The organism is Lentzea sp. NPDC036949, from assembly GCF_055608075.1.
Map to the genome: position 1 here is coordinate 166,477 of NZ_JBVJRA010000014.1, position 16,475 is coordinate 182,951.

Consider the following 16,475-nt stretch of genomic DNA (forward strand, 5'->3'; position numbering starts at 1 on the left):
CTCCTCTACGTCTTCGCCCTCCGGCGCCCTGTTGCAATTCCGTCGAGCAAGATCGCCAGGTACTCCTCGGCGACGGTCTCCGCGGACAGCTCGCCGTCGGGCCGGTACCAGCGCACGGCCACCCACACGGTGTCGCGGATGAAGCGGTAGGCCAGGTCCACGTCGAGGTCGGCGCGGAACACCCCGGCCCGGATGCCGTCCTCCAGCAGCACGGTCCACAGCTTGCGGAACTCGACGCTGCGGTCGTCCACGTACGAGAACCGCTCCAGGCCGGCCAGGTGCTTCGACTCGTTCTGGTAGATCGCGACCTCGGCGTGCCGGGTGTCGATCGCCTCGAACGACGCCACGACCAGCGCCTTCAGCGTCTGCTTCGGCCCGAGTCCCGCGTCGACGACCTCGCGGTAGCGGGTGAACAGCTCGTCGAGGAACGACCGCAGGATCTCGTCCACCATCGACTCCTTCGAGTCGAAGTGGTGGTAGAGACTGCCGGACAGGATGCCCGCCGCGTCCGCGATGTCGCGCACCGTCGTCTGCCCGTACCCGCGTTCGGCGAACATCCTCGCCGCCAACGCGAGCAGCTCCTGGCGCCGCCCACTCATCGTTCGTTCCTCTCTCACGGGTGCTGACTGCTCACCGAGACGACCTCGCCCGTCAGGTAGGCCGAGTAGTCGCTCGCGAGGAACACGATCACATTCGCGACCTCCCACGGCTCGGCGGCGCGCCCGAACGCCTCCCTGGACGCGAGCTCCGTCAGCAACTCCTCACTGGTGACCTTGCTCAGGAACGGGTGCGCGGCCAAGCTCGGAGCGACCGCGTTCACCCGGATGCCGTGCTCGGCCACGTCCATCGCGGCGCACCGCGTCAACGCCATCACACCCGCTTTCGCTGCGGCGTAATGGGCTTGACCCCTCTGCGCCCGCCAGCCGATCACACTCGCGTTGTTGACGACGACACCGCTTCGTTGGGCGACCATTCGGCGCAACGCCGCCCTCGTGCAGCGGAAGGTGCCGTTCAGCGTCACGTCCAGCACGCGCGACCACTCGTCGTCGGTCATGTCCACGACCGACCTCTCGCCGCCAAGGCCGGCGTTGTTGACCATGACGTCGATCCGGCCGAACCGCTCGACGGTCTGGTCGACCAGCGCCCGCACCTGGTCCTCGTTCGTGACGTCGCACGGGACCGCGTGGTGGGCGCCGAGCGACTCGTGGGTTTCCCTGAGCCGGCGCTCGTGCCAGTCGCTGATCACGACGGTCGCGCCCTCTTCCAGGCACCGGCGCGCGGTGGCCGAGCCGATGCCCGTGCCGGCCGCCGCGGTGACCACGACGACCTTGCTCGCGAGCAGGTCGTGGCCCTTCACCGGGGCAGTCCCAGCACGCGGTGGGCGATGATCTCGCGCTGGACCTCGTCGGAGCCGCCGTAGATCGTCTCCGCGCGGCTGAACAGGAACAGCGCCTGGTGCGGGTTGCCGTCGAGCATCGAGGCCGGGCCGAGGACGTCCATGGCGAGCTCTCCGAGCCTCCTGTGCCAGCCGGACCAGAACAGCTTCAGCACCGACGCCTCGGGGCCGGGTTCGTCGCCGAGGGTCCGCAGCGTGTGCGAGCGCATGACGTGCAGGTCGACCCACGCCCTGGTGAGCCGGTCCTGCAGCACCGGCTCACCGGGTGCCTGCGCGATCAGCTCGTCCAGCTCGCGCCGGAACGCGACCTGGTGGCCGAGCATCGCGACACCGCGTTCGAACCCGAGGGTCGCCATCGCGATCTTCCAGCCCTCACCGGGTTCACCGACGACGTTCTCCCCGGCGGTCACGGCGCCGTTGAAGAACACCTCGTTGAACTCCGAGGTGCCGGTGAGCTGGCGGATCGGGCGGACCTCTACGCCGGGCTGGTCCATCGGCACGAGCAGGTACGACAGGCCGTGGTGGCGCCGCGAGCCCGGTTCGGTCCGCGCGAGCACGAAGCACCAGTCGGCGACGTGCGCGAGCGAGGTCCAGACCTTCTGGCCGGTGACCACCCACCGGCCGTTCACGAGCTCGGCCCGCGTGCTGACCGACGCGAGGTCGGAGCCGGCGCCGGGTTCGGAGTAGCCCTGGCACCACAGCTCCTCCACCGCGCGGATCTTCGGCAGGAACCGCCGCTGCTGCTCCGGTGTGCCGAACGCGCACAGCGTCGGACCCAGCAGGCCCTCGCCGACGACGTTCACCCGCGCCGGCGCGTTCGCCCTCGCGTACTCCTCGTGGAACACGACCTGTTCGTCGATCGTGCGCTCGCCGGGCCAGCTGAGCGCCGTCCACCCGTGGGCCGCCAGGTGCCGGTCCCACCTCAACCGCTGCTCGAACGCCTCGTGCTCACGACCCGGCCCGCCCAGGCCGCGCAGTTCGGCGAACTCGCCGACGAGGTTGGCGGACAACCATTCCCGCACCTCGCGCCGGAAGTGCTCCATGCGCCATACTCTAACCTACCAAGCACTTGCTTTGGAGGCGCGATGGCGATCGATCCAAGCAGGCACACGGTTTCAGCGGTGCTCGACCGGGCGGCGGCACTGCACGGTAAAGCGGAAGCGTTGGTGGACGGGAAAGTCCGGCTCACCTTCACCGAGCTTCGTTCGGCGGTTGACGTCGCAGCGCGCTCGCTCGCGGGGATGGGTGTGCGGCCGGGCGACCGGGTGGCGTTGTGCGCGCCGAACAGCCACCGCTGGGTCGTGGCGGCGCTGGGGGCGTTGTGCGCGGGCGCGGCGCTGGTGCCGATCAACACCCGGTTCACCGCTGCCGAGACGCTGGACGTGCTGGTGCGCGGCAAGGTGCGCGCGTTCGTCGTCGAGGGGTCGTTCCTGGGGCGGGACCGGCTGGCCGAGTTGACGGGGTCGCCGCTGCCGGACGTGGTGGTGCGACTGCCGTTCGAGTGGCCGGGCGCTGCGGTGGAGCTGCCTGCGATCGAGCCCGACCAGGTCTGCGACATCATGTTCACGTCGGGCACGACCGGACGCAGCAAGGGCGCGATGAGCGCGCACCGGCAGTCGCTCGGGGTCGCGCGGGCGTGGGCGGACTGCGGGTCGCTGTCGGCGGGTGACCGGTACCTGGTCGTCAACCCCTTCTTCCACACCTTCGGGTACAAGGCCGGAATCCTCGCCTGCCTGCTGACCGGCGCGACGATCGTGCCGCAACCGGTGTTCGACGTCGTCGAGACGATGCGGCTGGTCGAACGGGAGCGGATCACCGTGCTGCCGGGGGCTCCGACGATCTTCCAGTCGGTGCTCGACCACCCCGAGCGGTCGTCGTTCGACCTGTCGTCGCTGCGGCTCGCCGTGACCGGGGCCGCGGTGGTACCCGTGGTGCTGGTCGAACGGATGCGGGAGCTGTTCGAGACCGTGCTGACGGCCTACGGGCTGACCGAGGCCGTGGTGGCGACGATGTGCCGGCCGGACGACTCGCCGCAGACCGTGGCGACCACGTGCGGGGCGCCGGTGGCCGGGTTCGAACTGCGGCTGGGCGAGCGGGACGAGGTGCTGCTGCGCGGGCCGAACGTGATGCTCGGGTACCTGGACGACGAGGAGGCGACGGCGCTGGCGGTCGACGCCGGCGGCTGGCTGCACACCGGCGACGTGGGGCGCGTCGACTCGCGCGGGTACCTGTCGATCACGGACCGGCTGAAGGACATGTACATCTGCGGCGGGTTCAACGTCTACCCGGCCGAGGTCGAGCAGGCGCTGGCCCGGTTGCCGGGGGTGGCCGAGTCGGCGGTCGTGGGCATGCCCGACGGGCGGCTCGGCGAGGTCGGGAAGGCGTTCGTGGTGACCGCACCCGGCCGGTCGCTCACCGAGCCGGCGGTGGTCGAGCACTGCCGGTCGCTGCTCGCGAACTACAAGGTGCCGCGTGCGGTCGAGTTCGTGCCCGCACTCCCCCGCAACGCCGGCGGCAAGGTCCTGAAGAGCCTACTGCGCAAGGAGAACGCGTGACTGTCTCGTACGAGCGGCGGGGCGCGGTCGCCGTCGTGACCATGAACCGGCCGGAGTACCGCAACGCGCAGAACTCGGCGATGACCTACGCGTTGGACGAGGCCTTCACGCGCGCGGTGGACGACGCCGAGGTCAAGGTCATCGTGCTGGCCGGTGCCGGTGACCACTTCTCCGCGGGCCACGACATCGGCTCGCCCGGCCGGGACGTGGACCGGTCGTTCGAGCGACGCGCGGTGATGTGGTGGGACCACGTCGGCCGTCCCGGCGGTGACCTCAGGTACGCGCGGGAGATGGAGGTCTACCTGGGCATGTGCCGGCGGTGGCGGGAGATCCCGAAGCCGATGATCGCGATGGTGCAGGGGGCGTGCGTCGCGGGCGGGCTGATGCTGACGTGGGTGTGCGACCTGGTCGTGGCCGCCGAGGACGCGTTCTTCGCCGACCCGGTGGTGCGGATGGGAATTCCCGGCGTCGAGTACTTCGCGCACCCGTGGGTGCTGGGGCCGCGGGCGGCGAAGGAGGTGCTGTTCACGGGTGACCGCTTCTCCGCCGCACGCGCCTACGAGTGGGGCATGGTGTCACGGGTCGTGCCGCGCGCGGAGCTGGAAGAAGCGGCTTTCGCGTTGGCCGGGCGGATCTCGGCGATGCCGCAGTTCGGCCTGGCGCTCGCGAAACGGGCGGTGAACCAGTCGGAGGACCTGATGGGGATGCGCGCCGGCATGGACTCGGTGTTCGGGCTGCACCACTTCGCGCACGCGCACAACGCCGAGGTCGGCGCGGACGCCCTGGCGGGGATGGACGCGCGGTCGATGAAGGAGGCGTCGGGCTGATGGACCTCGACCTGGACGACGCGACGACCGAGTTCCGCGACGAGGTGCGGTCGTGGTTGCGCTCGCACGTCCGGCCGTTGTCCTCCATGGACACCGCGGCCGGGTTCGAGGAGCACCGGGCGTGGGAACGGGAGCTGGCCGCCGAGCGGTTGTCGGTGGTGTCGTGGCCGGCGGAGTTCGGCGGCCGGGACGCGTCGCTGGTGCAGTGGCTGGTGTTCGAGGAGGAGTACCACGCCGCGGGCGCGCCGGGCCGGGTGTCGCAGAACGGGATCTTCCTGCTGGCGCCGACGCTGTTCGCGTTCGGCACCGACGAGCAGCGCGAGCGGCTGCTGCCCGCGATGGCCCGCGCGGACGAGGTGTGGGCGCAGGCGTGGTCGGAACCGGAGTCCGGCAGCGACCTGGCGTCGTTGCGCAGCACGGCGGTGCGTTGTGACGGCGGCTGGTCGGTGCGCGGGCAGAAGACGTGGAGCTCGCGGGCGGCGTTCGCGGACCGGGCGTTCGGCCTGTTCCGCACCGGTCCCGAGGGCCGTCATCGCGGGCTGACGTACCTGATGTTCTCGTTGCGCGCGCCCGGGGTCACCGTGCGGCCGATCCGGCAGCTCGGCGGTGAGCCGGGGTTCGCGGAGGTCTTCCTGGACGACGTGTTCGTGCCCGACGAGGACGTGATCGGCGAGCCCGGCGACGGGTGGCGGGTCGCGATGAACACGGCGAGCAGCGAACGCGGGCTGACGTTGCGCAGTCCGGGGCGGTTCGTCGCGGCGGCGGCGCGGTTGGTCCAGCTGTACCGGGAACGGCCGGACCCGGCGGTGCGCGACCGGGTGGTGGACGCGTGGATCGGGGCGCAGGCGTACCGGCTGCACACGTTCGGCGCGGTGGAGGCCCCGCCGTCGGGGCCGCAGGTGAGCGTGACGAAGGTGTTCTGGTCGGAGTTGGACGTCGCGATCCACGAGACGGCGCTGGACCTGCTCGGCGAGGTGGCGCCGGACTGGCGGGACGGGTGGGTGTTCTCGCTGTCCGGTCCGATCTACGCGGGCACCAACGAGGTGCAGCGCAACGTGGTCGCCGAACGGATCTTGGGGCTGCCGCGATGAGGTTCGCGCTCTCGGCCGAGCAGGCCGACTTCGGGGCGGTGCTGCACGGGTTCCTGGCGCAGGGGCGGCGGGACCTGGCGGCGGTGGGGGTCGGGGACGTCTCGGACCCGGTGGACCTGGTGGTGGTGTTCGAGGAGCTGGGCCACCACGCGGTGGACGGGCCGGTGGTGGAGACGTACGCGGTGGGACCGGCGCTCGGGATCGGTGGTTCGGTGGCGTTCCCGCCGCACGTGCCGCACGCCGTCGAGGCGGAGCGGTACCACCTGGTCGAGGGCACCACCCTGCGCGAGGCCACGCCCGTGACCACCCATGCGTCCGTCGACCCGGCGCGGACGCTCGTCGAGGTGACGGGCGGCCCGGTGGTCGCCACCGACGTCCCCGCCGCTCGTGCGTTCGACCTCGGCGTCCTGGCGTGCTCGGCCCAGCTGCTGGGCCTGGGCCGTGCGATGCTCGAGCTCACGACCGCGCACGCCAAGACCCGCGTCCAGTTCGGCAGGCCGATCGGGTCGTTCCAGGCGGTCAAGCACCACCTCGCGGACGTCCTCATCGGACTGGAGCTGGCCCGGCCGCTGGTGTTCGGCGCGGCGGTCACGATGGCCCCGCGGGACGTGTCGGCCGCCAAGGTCGCCACCTCCGAGGCGGCCTGGCGGGCGGCACGGACCGCGTTGCAGGTGCACGGCGCGATCGGCTACACCGCCGAGTACGAGCTGAGCCGGTTCCTGATGCGGACCCGGGCCCTGCGCACCGCGTGGGGCAGCCTGTCGTTCCACCGGAACCGCGTGCTGGAGGCGTTGTGACACCGGAACAGGTCGCGTTGCGGGACTCCGTGCGCGCGTTGCTGGCCAAGCACTCCGATGTGCGGTCGGCGATCGAGGAACCGGCCGGGTACGACACGGCGTTGTGGGCGAAGCTGTGCGGGGAGGTCGGCGTCGCGGGGCTCGCCGTGCCCGAGGACTACGGCGGGGCCGGGGCGGGGCTCGCCGAGACGCACGTGGTGCTGGCGGAGCTCGGGCGCACGCTGACCCCGGCGCCGCTGCTGTCCTCGACGCTGGCGAGCCAGGCACTGCTGGCCACCGGCAACGCCAAGGCGTGCGCCCGGTTGCTGCCGCGCATCGCCGGCGGGGCGGTCGCGGCGCTCGTGTGGCCGTGGGAAGCGGAGATCCGCGACCTGACCGGGACGGCGAACCACGTCGTGGACGGTGACCTCGCAGAGGTGCTGCTGGTCGTCAACGGCACTTCGCTCTACGAGGTCGATCCCTGCCAGCCGCGCGTGACCCGGCGGCACACCCCGGCGATGGACCCGACCCGGCGGCTCGCGGCCGTCCACCTCGCCGATGCCGAAGGCGCGCGGCTCGGGCCGTGGGACCCGCGTGTGCAGGACGTCGCGTACGCGGCGTTGGCCGCGGAGCAGGTCGGTGCGGCGCAACGGGCGCTGGAGCTCACCGTCGAGCACACCAGGACCCGCGTCCAGTTCGGCAAGCCGATCGGCTCGTTCCAGGCGCTCAAGCACCGGATGGCCGACCTGCACGTCCTCGTCGAGACCGCCCGGTCGGCGGCGGAGGCGGCGTCCGACGAGGTCTCGGCCGCGGTCGCGAAGGTCTACTGCTCGGAGGCGTTCCAGAAGGTCGCCGCCGAGATGATCCAGCTGCACGGCGGCATCGCGATCACCTGGGAGCACGACGCGCACCTGTACTTCAAGCGGGCGCACGGCAGCGCGCAGCTGTTCGGCAGCCCGCAGCAGCACCTCACGCGCCTGGGCCGGCTTCGCGCAGCATCCGCTGGAACGCGGGGCACTCCGCGTGGCTGGGAGCGGGGCAGGCGGCGGCGTGGCGGAGCCGGTCGCGCATCACCGTCATCCGGGTGATCATCGCGTCCAGCTCGTCGGCCTTGCCCGACAGCATCGCCCGGTCGAGGTTCGACACGTCGCGGGCCAGCATCCGGGCGATCTCGTCGAGCGAGAACCCGACGTTGCGGCACACGGCGATCAGCGCGAGCTGCCCGAGCACCGACGCCGGGAACACGCGGGTCAGGCCGCGACGGCCGGTCGAGGCGATCAGGCCGCGCTCCTCGTAGTAGCGCAGGGTGGAGGCGGGCACGCCGGAGCGGCGCACCACCTCGCCGATGGCGATCTCGTCCACGACACTTGACCTCAAGTCGACTTGAAGTAGGACGGTAGGAGCATGGCAGAGGTCAACGCCGAGCAGGCGGCGCTGTGGAACACGTCGGGGCAGGGCTGGGCGCGGGTGCAGGACACCGTGGGCCAGATCCTGCGGCCGTTCGAGGAACTGCTGGTCGAGAAGGCGGCGGAGCGGCCGCGCAGGAGGGTGCTCGACGTCGGGTGCGGCACCGGCGGGGTGACGCGGGCGGTCGCCGCGGCCACCGGTGCGGAGTGCGTCGGGGTCGACATCGCCGAGTCGATGGTCGCGGCGGCGCGGGAGCACGGGCAGGCGGAGTTCCTGCTGGCCGACGCGCAGACGCACGTGTTCGAGCAGCGGTTCGACCTGGTCGTGTCGCGGTTCGGCGTGATGTTCTTCGCCGACCCCGGCGCGGCGTTCACGAACCTGCGCACGGCCGTCGAACCGGGTGGTGAGCTGTGCTTCATCACGTGGCGGGCGCAGGAGGAGAACCCGTTCATGCTCACCGGCGACCGCGTGGCGAGGGAGATCCTGCCCGGCATGCCCGCGCGTGACCTGGACGGGCCGGGGCCGTTCTCGCTCGCCGATCCGGCGCGGGTCCGCGAGGTCCTCGACGGCTGGGCGGACGTCGAGGTCACGCCGATCGACCGCACCGCCCGGCTGCCCGAGGAGGTGCTGCTGCCGTACCTGACGAACATGGGCCCGGTCAGCCGCGCCCTGCGGGAGGCACCCGAGCAGGACCGCGACCGGGTTCTCGACCGGGTGCGCGGCGCGTTCGACGAGTTCGTGCACGACGGCGAGGTCAGCTTCCCGACGGCGACCTGGCGGGTCACGGCGTCAGCTCCACTCTGACTGGCGCTGCCAGGTCAGGAGGGTGTCGAGCACCTCGCCGGACCGGCCGCGCGGGTCGAGATCGGCCTGCGCGGCGTACCGGCCGCGGTAGAACAGCAGCGGTCGTGCGTCGCGTTGCGGTCCGAGCTCGACGACCTCGCCGATCACGACGTAGTGGTCGCCGGCCTCGTGCACGGTCGTGACCCGGCAGTCGACCCACGTGAGCGCCCCGCCGAGCACCGGAGCACCGGTGCCCGACGGGGACCACGCGACGCCGGCGAACTTGTCCGCCCCTGCCCGGCCGAACACCGCCGACAGCTCCCGCTGGTCCTCGGCGAGCACGTTCACGCAGAACGCCCCGGCCGGGGACATCGCCGCCCAGCTGCCCGACGTGCGCTGCGGGCAGAACAGCACGAGCGGCGGGTCCAGCGACAACGCCGCGAACGACTGGCAGGCGAACCCCACCGGGCCGGTCGCGGACATGCCCGTCACCACGGTCACGCCGGTGCAGAAGTGCCCCAGGACCGACCGGAAGCGCGCTATCCCCGGTGCCCCACGCTGAAGTCGTGACCCCACAGGCTCACCGCCGTGCTCTCTCGCGCGATCCAGTCCTCATCGGACACCTGCCGTCCCTCGCAGCCGAACTCGACGTCGAACCCGCCGGGTGTCTTCAGGTAGAACGACAGCATCAGGTCGTTGACGTGCCGGCCGAGCGTCGCCGACATCGGCACCTTGCGCCGCAACGCCCGGTCCAGCGTCAGCCCGACGTCGTCGGTGCTCTCCACCTCGATCATCAGGTGCACGATCCCGGACGGGGTGGGCATCGGCAGGAACGCGAGGCTGTGGTGGCGCGGGTTGCAGCCGAAGAACCGCAGCCACGCCGGTGGCCCGTCGGCGGGCCTGCCGACGAACTGCGGGGGCAGCCGCATCGAGTCGCGCAGCCGGAACCCGAGCACGTCGCGGTAGAAGTGCAGCGCGGCCTCGTCGTCCGAGGTGGACAGCACGACGTGGCCGAGGCCCTGGTCCTCGGTGACGAACCGGTGCCCGTACGGGGACACCACCCGCCGGTGCTCCAGGGCGGCGCCGTGGAACACCTCCAGCGTGTTGCCGGACGGGTCCTCGAACTTGACCATCCCGGTGACCCGGCGTTCGGCGAGCTCGTCGGCCGTGCCCTCGACGACCGCGACGCCCGCGGACGCCAGGCGTTTCGCGACCTCGTCCAGCTCGGCCTCGGTCGCGACCTCCCAGCCGGAGGCGAGCAGCCGGTCGGCCGCACCGGGCACGATCACCAGCCGGGCCGGGAAGTCGTCCATCCGGAAGTACAGCGCGCCCTCGGTCGAGCCCTTGCCCTCCACGAGCCCGAGCACCTTCAACCCGAACTCGCGCCACCGGCCGATGTCGGTGGCCTCGATCCGCAGGTAGCCCAGCGATCGGATGCCCATCACGTCTCCAAGAGGAAGTCTGCCGCGAGCCGGTTGAACTCGTCGAACTTCTCCAGCTGCGCCCAGTGCCCGCACCCGCCGAACACGTGCAGCTGTGCGCGTGGGATCAGCTTCAACGCGACAAGGGCGCCGTCGAGCGGGTTGACCCGGTCCTCGCGGCCCCACACGAGCAGCACCCGTTGGCGCAGCCTGTGGGCCTCGCGCCAGAGCATGCCCTGCTCGAAGTCCGGTCCGGAGAACGACTTCCCCATCGCGACCATGGCTTTCAGCGACTCCGGCCGGGACGCGGCGGCGAACCGTTCGTCGATCAGCTCGTCGGTGATCAGCGACTGGTCGAACACCATGATCCGCAGGAACTCCTCGATCCGCTCCCGCGTCGGGTCCTTGGCGAACGCGCTGAGCTTGCGCACGCCCTCGGTCGGGTCGGGTGCGAAGACGTTGAGCGACAGGCCACCCGGTCCCATCAGGACCAGCCGTCCGGCGCGTTGCGGGTGGTCCAGTGCGAACCGCACGGCCGTGCCGCCGCCGAGTGAGTTGCCGAGGAGATGTGCCTTCTCCACCCCGAGGTCGTCGAGCAGCCCGCGCAGCGCCTCGGCGGCGTGGGTGAAGTACTGGCCGTGCTCGGTCGGCTTCTCCGACTCACCGAACCCCGGCTGGTCCACCGCCAGCACCCGGAACGACTTGGCGAGCACCGGGATGGTGCGGTCGAAGTTGCTCAGCGCCGACGCACCCGGCCCGCCGCCGTGCAGCAGCACCAGCGTCTCGGCGTGGTCGGCGCCGGCCTCGTGGTAGTGCAACCGAACCATGTCTCTCCTCTGCAGCTTCCCGTTGCGGTCAGAACAGGCCGTCGCGGACTGGGATGCCGAGCTCGTTCTTGCCGAACATCACCAGCGAGCGCTCCGGGTCGTTGGCCGCGTGCACCCGTGCGGCGTGGGCGTCACGCCAGAACCGGGGCAACGGCAGGTTCGCGTTGATCGCCTTGCCGCCCGCGCTCTCGAAGAGCCGGTCGATCGCGGAGAGGGCCCGCGCGCTGCCCAGCACCTGGTCCCTGCGCGCCCGCAGGCGCAGCTCGACCGGAATCCTCGTGCCGGCGACGGCGTGCTCCCACTCGTCGTCGACGTCCTTCTCGAGCTGCCACCACGCGGTGTCGATGTCGTTGGCCGCCGTGGCGATCCGGACCTGCGCGAACGGGTCGTCGACGGCCTTCTCGCCCAGGTAGGCGGCACGGACGCGCTCGCGCGTGGCGTTGACGTGCAGCTCGTACGCGCCGGCCGCCATGCCGATCATCGGCGCGGTGATCGCGTACGGGTGGATCGTCCCGTACGGCATGCGGAACAACGGTCCGGGGTTGACCTCCTGGCCGGGGCACTGGCACCGCGCGGTGTGCGCCATGCTCAGCGTGCGGTGCTCGGGCACGAACACGTCGGACACCACGATGTCGTTGCTGCCCGTGCCGCGCAGGCCGACCGTGTCCCACACGTCGTTGATCGTGTAGTCGGCGATCGGCAGCAGGAACGTGCGGAAGTCGACGGGCTTTCCCTCGTCGTTCATCACCAGTCCGCCGAGCAGCACCCACGTGGCGTGGTCGCAGCCGGAGGAGAAGCTCCACCTGCCGCTGAACCGGAACCCGCCCTCCACGGCGGTCGCCCTGCCGGTCGGTGCGTAGGAGGAGGAGATGCGGGTGTCCTGGTCCTCGCCGAACACCTCGTCCTGCGCCTTCACGTCGAACAGCCCGACGTGCCACGGGTGCACGCCCAGCACGGACGAGACCCAGCCCGTGGACCCGCAGGCGCTCGCGATCATCTTGACCGCGGTGTAGAACGCGACCGGGTGCGTCTCGAACCCGCCGCAGCGCACGGGTTGCAGCATCCGGAAGAACCCGGTCTCCTGCAACGCCTTCACCGACTCCGGCGGCACCCTGCGCAGCTGTTCGGCCTCCGCCGCGCGCTCGCGCAGCGCGGGCAGCAGCTCCCGCACCTTGCCGAGGATCTCCTCGCTCATCGGGCCTCCTCCCTGCTCAGCTCCAGTGCGATGTCGATCAGCTGGTCCTCCTGGCCACCCACGAGCTCGCGCCGACCGGCGCGCACGAGCAGCTCCGCGCCGGACACGCCGTAGCGCTCCGCCTGGGTGTAGGCGTGCTTGAGGAAGCTGGAGTAGACGCCCGCGTACCCCATCATCAGCGCCATCCGGTCGAGCAGGCACTCCTCGGGCATCACCGGCCGCACGACGTCCTCGGCCGCGTCGACGATCTTGAAGAAGTCGACGCCGGTGGTGAACCCGAGCTTGTCGCAGACGCCGACGAACGCCTCCAGCGGCGTGTTGCCCGCTCCCGCGCCGAACCCGCGCACGCTGCCGTCGATCTGCTTCGCGCCCGCCCGTGCCGCGGCGACCGAGTTCGCGACGCTCAGCCCGAGGTTCTCGTGCCCGTGGAACCCGACCTGCGCGTCGTCCCCCAGCTCCGCCACCAGCGCGGCCACCCGGTCGGACACCTGCTCCAGCACCAGCGCGCCGGCCGAGTCCACCACGTAGACGCACTGGCACCCGGCGTCGGCCATGATCCTCGCTTGACGTGCCAACGCCTCCGGTGGCCGCGAGTGCGCCATCATCAGGAACCCGACGGTCTCCAGCCCGCGTTCGCGGGCGAGCTGGAAGTGCTGCACCGACACGTCGGCCTCGGTGCAGTGCGTGGCGATCCGCACGATCGACGCGCCGTTGTCCTGCGACACCAGGATGTCGTCCTTGACGCCGACGCCCGGCAGCATCAGCACGGCGATCCTGGCCTGCCGGGCCGTGGCCACCGCGGTCTTGATCAGCTCCTGCTCCGGTGTGCGGCTGAAGCCGTAGGTGAACGACGACCCGCCCAGCCCGTCGCCGTGGGTGACCTCGATGACCGGCACCCCGGCGTCGTCGAGCGCGCCGACGATCGAGCGCACGTCGTCGACGGTGAACCGGTGGCGCTTGTGGTGCGAGCCGTCACGCAGAGACGTGTCGGTCAGCCGCAACTGCATCGGCGATCTCCTCCCCCACCTTGGTCGCGGCGGCCGTCATGATGTCGAGGTTCCCGGCGTAGGGCGGCAGGAAGTCGCCCGCTCCCGCGACCTCGACGAAGATCGCGACGCGGCCGGGGTCGTACTGCGGCTCGCGCAGCAGCCGGAACCCCGGGACGTACGCGCGGAGGTCGGTCTCCATCCGGGTGATCGAGTCGGTGATCGGGTCCGGGTCGGCGTCCTCGGGGATCGAGCAGAAGACGGTGTCGCGCATGATCATCGGCGGGTCGGCCGGGTTGAGCACGATGATCGCCTTGCCGCGGCCGGCGCCGCCGATCGTCTCGATGCCGCGGCTGGTGGTGCGGGTGAACTCGTCGATGTTCGCGCGTGTGCCCGGTCCGGCGGACACCGACGCGACGCTGGCGACGATCTCCGCGTACTCGACCGGCACGACCCGTGACACGGCGTGCACCACCGGGATCGTGGCCTGGCCGCCGCAGGTGATCAGGTTGACGTTCGGTGCGCCGAGGTGTTCGCGCAGGTTGACCGGCGGCACCACGTACGGGCCGACCGCGGCGGGGGTCAGGTCGACGGCCCGGATGCCGGCCTCGGCGTAGCGCGGGGCGTTGGCCCGGTGCACCGCGGCCGAGGTCGCCTCGAACACGACGTCGGGCAGCTCGTCCTGGCGCAGCAACCAGTCCACGCCCTCGGCCGTGGCCTCCAGACCCGCCTCGCGCGCTCGCCGCAGGCCCTCGCTGGACGGGTCGACGCCCACCATCCAGCGGGGTTCCAGCGTCGGTGAGCGCAGGAGCTTGTAGAGCAGGTCGGTGCCGATGTTGCCGGACCCGACGATGGCCGCCTTCACCCGTTCACCTCACTCGAACTTCAGGTCGACAGAACCGAGTCCGGCGAACTCGGCGCGGAACTCGTCTCCCGGTTTCGCGTCGAACGCCCGCGTGCACGAGCCGGGCAGCACGATGTCGCCGGCCAGCAGCCGCACGCCGAACGTGGCCACTTTCTGCGCGAGCCACGCCACCGCGATCGCCGGATCACCCAGCACCGCGTCACCACGGCCTTGGGCAACCGGCTCCCCGTTGCGCGCCAGGGTCGCCTCGACGCCGCGGATGTCCACATCGGACGGCCGCACGCGTTCGCCGCCCAGGACGAACGCCGCGGAGGAGGCGTTGTCGGCGATGGTGTCGGGGAGCGTGATCCGCCAGTCGGCGATGCGGCTGTCGATCAGCTCGATCGCGGGTGCCACGAACTCGGTGGCGGCGAGCACGTCCGCGACCGTGCAGCCCTCGCCGGGCAGGTCGTGGCCGAGCAGGAACGCGATCTCCACCTCGACCCGCGGGTACAGGTACGCCGAGGCGTCCGCGGTGCCGTGCAGCTGCATGTCGTCGAGCAGGTGCCCGTAGTCGGGTTCGTCCACGCCCATCATCTGCTGCATCGCCGGCGACGACAGGCCGACCTTGTGGCCGATGACGTCGCGGTTGCGGTGCCGCACGTTGAGCAGCTGGATCTCGTAGGCGTCGACCACGTCGATGTCCGGGTACAGCTCCACCAGCGGTGTGATCGGCACGCGCTCGCGTTCGGCGGTGCGCAGCAGCTGTGCGGCCGCCGCCCTCTTCTCCATCGTCAGCACCGGTCCTCCTTCGCCACGTGGTGGCCGGCGCGCCGGCCGGAGAAGACGCAGTCGGCGAGCGCGAGGCCGCTGACGTACGACTCCGAGCACACCCCGACCGCGGATCGGCCCGCCGCGTACAGGCCGCGCACCCCCTGCACCGCACCGGTCTGCTCGTCGACGACCAAGCCGCCGAGGGTGAGCATCGGGCAGGGGTAACCGAAGCCGTGCCGGAAGGAGTCGAACCGCACCGAGACGTCGATCAGCGAGTACGGTGGCCGCCCGAACGGTTCGACCTGCGGTGCCCTGATGCCCGCCTTCTCGGCGGCGGCCTCGATCGTCGGCGCGGTGACGAGGCCGCGGGAGAGCAGGTAGCGGGCCTGGAAGCGCTGGAAGCGCGCGGTCTGCGTGCCGACCTGGGCCTTGGCGACGCTCAGCGTGTCGTCGTCGACGAGCAGCCACGCCTTGCCGTCGCGCCGGATGATCTCGTCGCCGATCGCCGCGCCGTAGCGGGTGGCGTCGCCGAACGGCTGACCGTCGATGTCGACGAGGATGCCGCGTTGCAACGCGCTGGGCGGCGTGACGAACCGCCACACCGAGATCTTGTCCAGCCGGTCGGTCGTGCCACCGGCGGCGGTGCCGAGCCGGATGCCGCTGCCGTCGTCACCGGGGGTGCCCAGGGCGAGACCGCCGCGGTGGGCCGGTGCGTGGTCGCGCAGCATCGCCCGGTTCGCGATGAACCCGCCGGCGGCGATGACGACGCCGCGCCGGGCGTGCACCGTCAGCTCACGGCCGAACCGGCGTTCCACGGCCGCCGCGACCCGGTGCAGTGCGCGCCCGAGCGGTGGGAGGTAGAGCCACGGCTTGGCCGCGGCCCTCGACAACGCCCGGTGCAGCGCTCGGGGCAGGCCGGTCAGCGTCCGGCACCGCACGCCGGTCACCCGGTCGGCCACGACGAGCTCCACGGCCCGCGTCTGGGTCATCACCCGCACCCCCGCGCGCCGGGTGGCCTCGGCGAGCCGGGCGAAGAAGACGCTCCCGGACGTGCCCTTCGCCCTGGTCCGGTGCCCGCGCGGCACCGGGTCGGGCCAGGCGGTCTCGCTGCCGGAGAAGTAGAGGTGGTAGTCGTCGGTCGGGTAGGAGGTCTTGAACGGGCACAGCCGCGCGCCGAACGGCACGCCCTGGTCCTCCAGCCAGGCCAGCATCTTCGCGCTGTCCTGGCAGAACCGGCGCAGCGTCTCGTCCGACACCGCGTCGCGGACCTCGTGCCTGAGGTAGGCGTGCATCGACTCGGGCGTGTCGGCGACCCCGGCCTCGACCTGCTGGCGCGTGCCACCACCGGCGTAGACGACCCCGCCGGACAACGCCGTCGCGCCACCGCCGGCGAACCGGTCCAGCACCACCACGGACGCACCGGAGGCCGCGGCTTCGAGCGCGGCGCACGCACCGGCGGCGCCGAAGCCGGCGACGACCACGTCAGCGGTGACCTCCACGCAACCCTCCCGGAACACGTTCTTGGTGATCCGAACCGCCTGGAACTCCTACACCATAGCGCCAAACCGCCCCAGAACTATAACCTGTTCTAGT

The 16,475-nt window shown here is 71.6% G+C and carries 17 protein-coding genes and 1 pseudogene; 6 read left to right on the top strand and 12 right to left on the bottom strand.

Annotation, left to right across the window (positions count from 1 at the left end; all coding sequences use genetic code 11):
* Positions 1-5 precede the first annotated feature (5 nt).
* The 3 genes from ACZ7CD_RS32620 to ACZ7CD_RS32630 are packed head-to-tail and all read right to left on the bottom strand — an operon-like array spanning position 6 to position 2,439.
* Positions 6-599, bottom strand: a complete 594-nt coding sequence (locus tag ACZ7CD_RS32620) for a TetR/AcrR family transcriptional regulator (RefSeq protein ID WP_360389064.1) — start codon at positions 597-599, stop codon at positions 6-8.
* Between the two features lie 14 nt (positions 600-613).
* Complete coding sequence (locus tag ACZ7CD_RS32625; protein ID WP_470380417.1) at positions 614-1,357, bottom strand: SDR family oxidoreductase; 744 nt, start codon at positions 1,355-1,357, stop codon at positions 614-616.
* Positions 1,354-2,439, bottom strand: coding sequence for an acyl-CoA dehydrogenase family protein (locus ACZ7CD_RS32630; RefSeq protein ID WP_470380418.1), 1,086 nt, complete (start codon positions 2,437-2,439; stop codon positions 1,354-1,356). The genes ACZ7CD_RS32625 and ACZ7CD_RS32630 overlap by 4 nt, the downstream gene beginning before the upstream one ends.
* A gap of 42 nt (positions 2,440-2,481) precedes the next feature.
* Between ACZ7CD_RS32630 and ACZ7CD_RS32635 the strand changes: the two genes are divergently transcribed.
* From ACZ7CD_RS32635 to ACZ7CD_RS32655, 5 genes are read left to right on the top strand one after another with little or no spacing between them, the layout of a single operon-like run.
* Entirely contained in the window at positions 2,482-3,951 is a 1,470-nt protein-coding gene (locus tag ACZ7CD_RS32635) for a FadD3 family acyl-CoA ligase (RefSeq protein WP_470380419.1), read from the top strand.
* Positions 3,948-4,778, top strand: a complete 831-nt coding sequence (locus tag ACZ7CD_RS32640; protein WP_470380420.1) for an enoyl-CoA hydratase — start codon at positions 3,948-3,950, stop codon at positions 4,776-4,778. The genes ACZ7CD_RS32635 and ACZ7CD_RS32640 overlap by 4 nt, the downstream gene beginning before the upstream one ends.
* Positions 4,778-5,869, top strand: coding sequence for an acyl-CoA dehydrogenase family protein (locus ACZ7CD_RS32645; RefSeq protein WP_470370511.1), 1,092 nt, complete (start codon positions 4,778-4,780; stop codon positions 5,867-5,869). Before ACZ7CD_RS32640 ends, ACZ7CD_RS32645 begins: the two co-directional genes overlap by 1 nt.
* Positions 5,866-6,666: an acyl-CoA dehydrogenase family protein gene (locus ACZ7CD_RS32650; protein ID WP_470380421.1), complete on the top strand. Its 801-nt coding sequence runs from the start codon at positions 5,866-5,868 to the stop codon at positions 6,664-6,666. Before ACZ7CD_RS32645 ends, ACZ7CD_RS32650 begins: the two co-directional genes overlap by 4 nt.
* Positions 6,663-7,733: an acyl-CoA dehydrogenase family protein gene (locus tag ACZ7CD_RS32655; protein ID WP_470373731.1), complete on the top strand. Its 1,071-nt coding sequence runs from the start codon at positions 6,663-6,665 to the stop codon at positions 7,731-7,733. The genes ACZ7CD_RS32650 and ACZ7CD_RS32655 overlap by 4 nt, the downstream gene beginning before the upstream one ends.
* Here ACZ7CD_RS32655 and ACZ7CD_RS32660 read toward each other — a convergent pair.
* Positions 7,615-8,007, bottom strand: coding sequence for a helix-turn-helix domain-containing protein (locus ACZ7CD_RS32660; RefSeq protein WP_360389086.1), 393 nt, complete (start codon positions 8,005-8,007; stop codon positions 7,615-7,617). The two genes, ACZ7CD_RS32655 and ACZ7CD_RS32660, sit on opposite strands and share 119 nt — an antisense overlap.
* Before the next feature lie 42 nt (positions 8,008-8,049).
* Here ACZ7CD_RS32660 and ACZ7CD_RS32665 point away from each other — a divergent pair, with 42 nt between their 5' ends.
* Positions 8,050-8,856: a class I SAM-dependent methyltransferase gene (locus ACZ7CD_RS32665; protein ID WP_470380422.1), complete on the top strand. Its 807-nt coding sequence runs from the start codon at positions 8,050-8,052 to the stop codon at positions 8,854-8,856.
* On the opposite strand, the gene hsaB is transcribed toward ACZ7CD_RS32665, so the two are convergent.
* The 8 genes and pseudogenes from hsaB to ACZ7CD_RS32705 form a co-directional block, all read right to left on the bottom strand.
* On the bottom strand, positions 8,842-9,411 hold the full coding sequence (hsaB, locus tag ACZ7CD_RS32670) for a 3-hydroxy-9,10-secoandrosta-1,3,5(10)-triene-9,17-dione monooxygenase reductase subunit (RefSeq protein WP_360389093.1): 570 nt from the start codon (positions 9,409-9,411) through the stop codon (positions 8,842-8,844). The genes ACZ7CD_RS32665 and hsaB overlap by 15 nt on opposite strands.
* Complete coding sequence (gene hsaC, locus ACZ7CD_RS32675) at positions 9,375-10,277, bottom strand: iron-dependent extradiol dioxygenase HsaC (RefSeq protein ID WP_458431896.1); 903 nt, start codon at positions 10,275-10,277, stop codon at positions 9,375-9,377. The genes hsaB and hsaC overlap by 37 nt, the downstream gene beginning before the upstream one ends.
* Positions 10,277-11,110 (bottom strand): annotated as a pseudogene (gene hsaD, locus ACZ7CD_RS32680) (4,5:9,10-diseco-3-hydroxy-5,9,17-trioxoandrosta-1(10),2-diene-4-oate hydrolase); the annotation flags it as partial. The gene hsaC and the pseudogene hsaD, both read right to left, overlap by 1 nt.
* A gap of 1 nt (position 11,111) precedes the next feature.
* Positions 11,112-12,278: a 3-hydroxy-9,10-secoandrosta-1,3,5(10)-triene-9,17-dione monooxygenase oxygenase subunit gene (gene hsaA, locus ACZ7CD_RS32685; RefSeq protein ID WP_360389099.1), complete on the bottom strand. Its 1,167-nt coding sequence runs from the start codon at positions 12,276-12,278 to the stop codon at positions 11,112-11,114.
* Positions 12,275-13,285 (bottom strand): 4-hydroxy-2-oxovalerate aldolase, encoded by a 1,011-nt coding sequence (gene dmpG / locus ACZ7CD_RS32690; protein ID WP_470380423.1) that lies wholly within the window; start codon positions 13,283-13,285, stop codon positions 12,275-12,277. The genes hsaA and dmpG overlap by 4 nt, the downstream gene beginning before the upstream one ends.
* On the bottom strand, positions 13,251-14,129 hold the full coding sequence (locus ACZ7CD_RS32695) for an acetaldehyde dehydrogenase (acetylating) (protein WP_470380424.1): 879 nt from the start codon (positions 14,127-14,129) through the stop codon (positions 13,251-13,253). Before ACZ7CD_RS32695 ends, dmpG begins: the two co-directional genes overlap by 35 nt.
* Positions 14,130-14,138: 9 nt before the next feature.
* Positions 14,139-14,900, bottom strand: a complete 762-nt coding sequence (locus ACZ7CD_RS32700) for a 2-keto-4-pentenoate hydratase (RefSeq protein WP_458434386.1) — start codon at positions 14,898-14,900, stop codon at positions 14,139-14,141.
* 2 nt (positions 14,901-14,902) lie between these two features.
* A complete protein-coding gene (locus ACZ7CD_RS32705) occupies positions 14,903-16,381 on the bottom strand; it encodes an FAD-binding protein (RefSeq protein ID WP_470380425.1) in 1,479 nt (492 codons plus the stop codon).
* Positions 16,382-16,475 lie beyond the last annotated feature (94 nt).

Excerpts from the sequence above, each read along its gene's own strand:
- ACZ7CD_RS32630 (WP_470380418.1), bottom strand. The coding sequence starts at position 2,439 with ATGGAGCACTTCCGGCGCGAGGTGCGGGAATGGTTGTCCGCCAACCTC.
- ACZ7CD_RS32635 (WP_470380419.1), top strand. The coding sequence starts at position 2,482 with ATGGCGATCGATCCAAGCAGGCACACGGTTTCAGCGGTGCTCGACCGG.
- ACZ7CD_RS32700 (WP_458434386.1), bottom strand. The coding sequence starts at position 14,900 with ATGGAGAAGAGGGCGGCGGCCGCACAGCTGCTGCGCACCGCCGAACGC.
- hsaA (WP_360389099.1), bottom strand. The coding sequence starts at position 12,278 with ATGAGCGAGGAGATCCTCGGCAAGGTGCGGGAGCTGCTGCCCGCGCTG.
- hsaC (WP_458431896.1), bottom strand. The coding sequence starts at position 10,277 with ATGGGCATCCGATCGCTGGGCTACCTGCGGATCGAGGCCACCGACATC.
- ACZ7CD_RS32620 (WP_360389064.1), bottom strand. The coding sequence starts at position 599 with ATGAGTGGGCGGCGCCAGGAGCTGCTCGCGTTGGCGGCGAGGATGTTC.
- dmpG (WP_470380423.1), bottom strand. The coding sequence starts at position 13,285 with ATGCAGTTGCGGCTGACCGACACGTCTCTGCGTGACGGCTCGCACCAC.
- ACZ7CD_RS32665 (WP_470380422.1), top strand. The coding sequence starts at position 8,050 with ATGGCAGAGGTCAACGCCGAGCAGGCGGCGCTGTGGAACACGTCGGGG.
- ACZ7CD_RS32650 (WP_470380421.1), top strand. The coding sequence starts at position 5,866 with ATGAGGTTCGCGCTCTCGGCCGAGCAGGCCGACTTCGGGGCGGTGCTG.
- ACZ7CD_RS32645 (WP_470370511.1), top strand. The coding sequence starts at position 4,778 with ATGGACCTCGACCTGGACGACGCGACGACCGAGTTCCGCGACGAGGTG.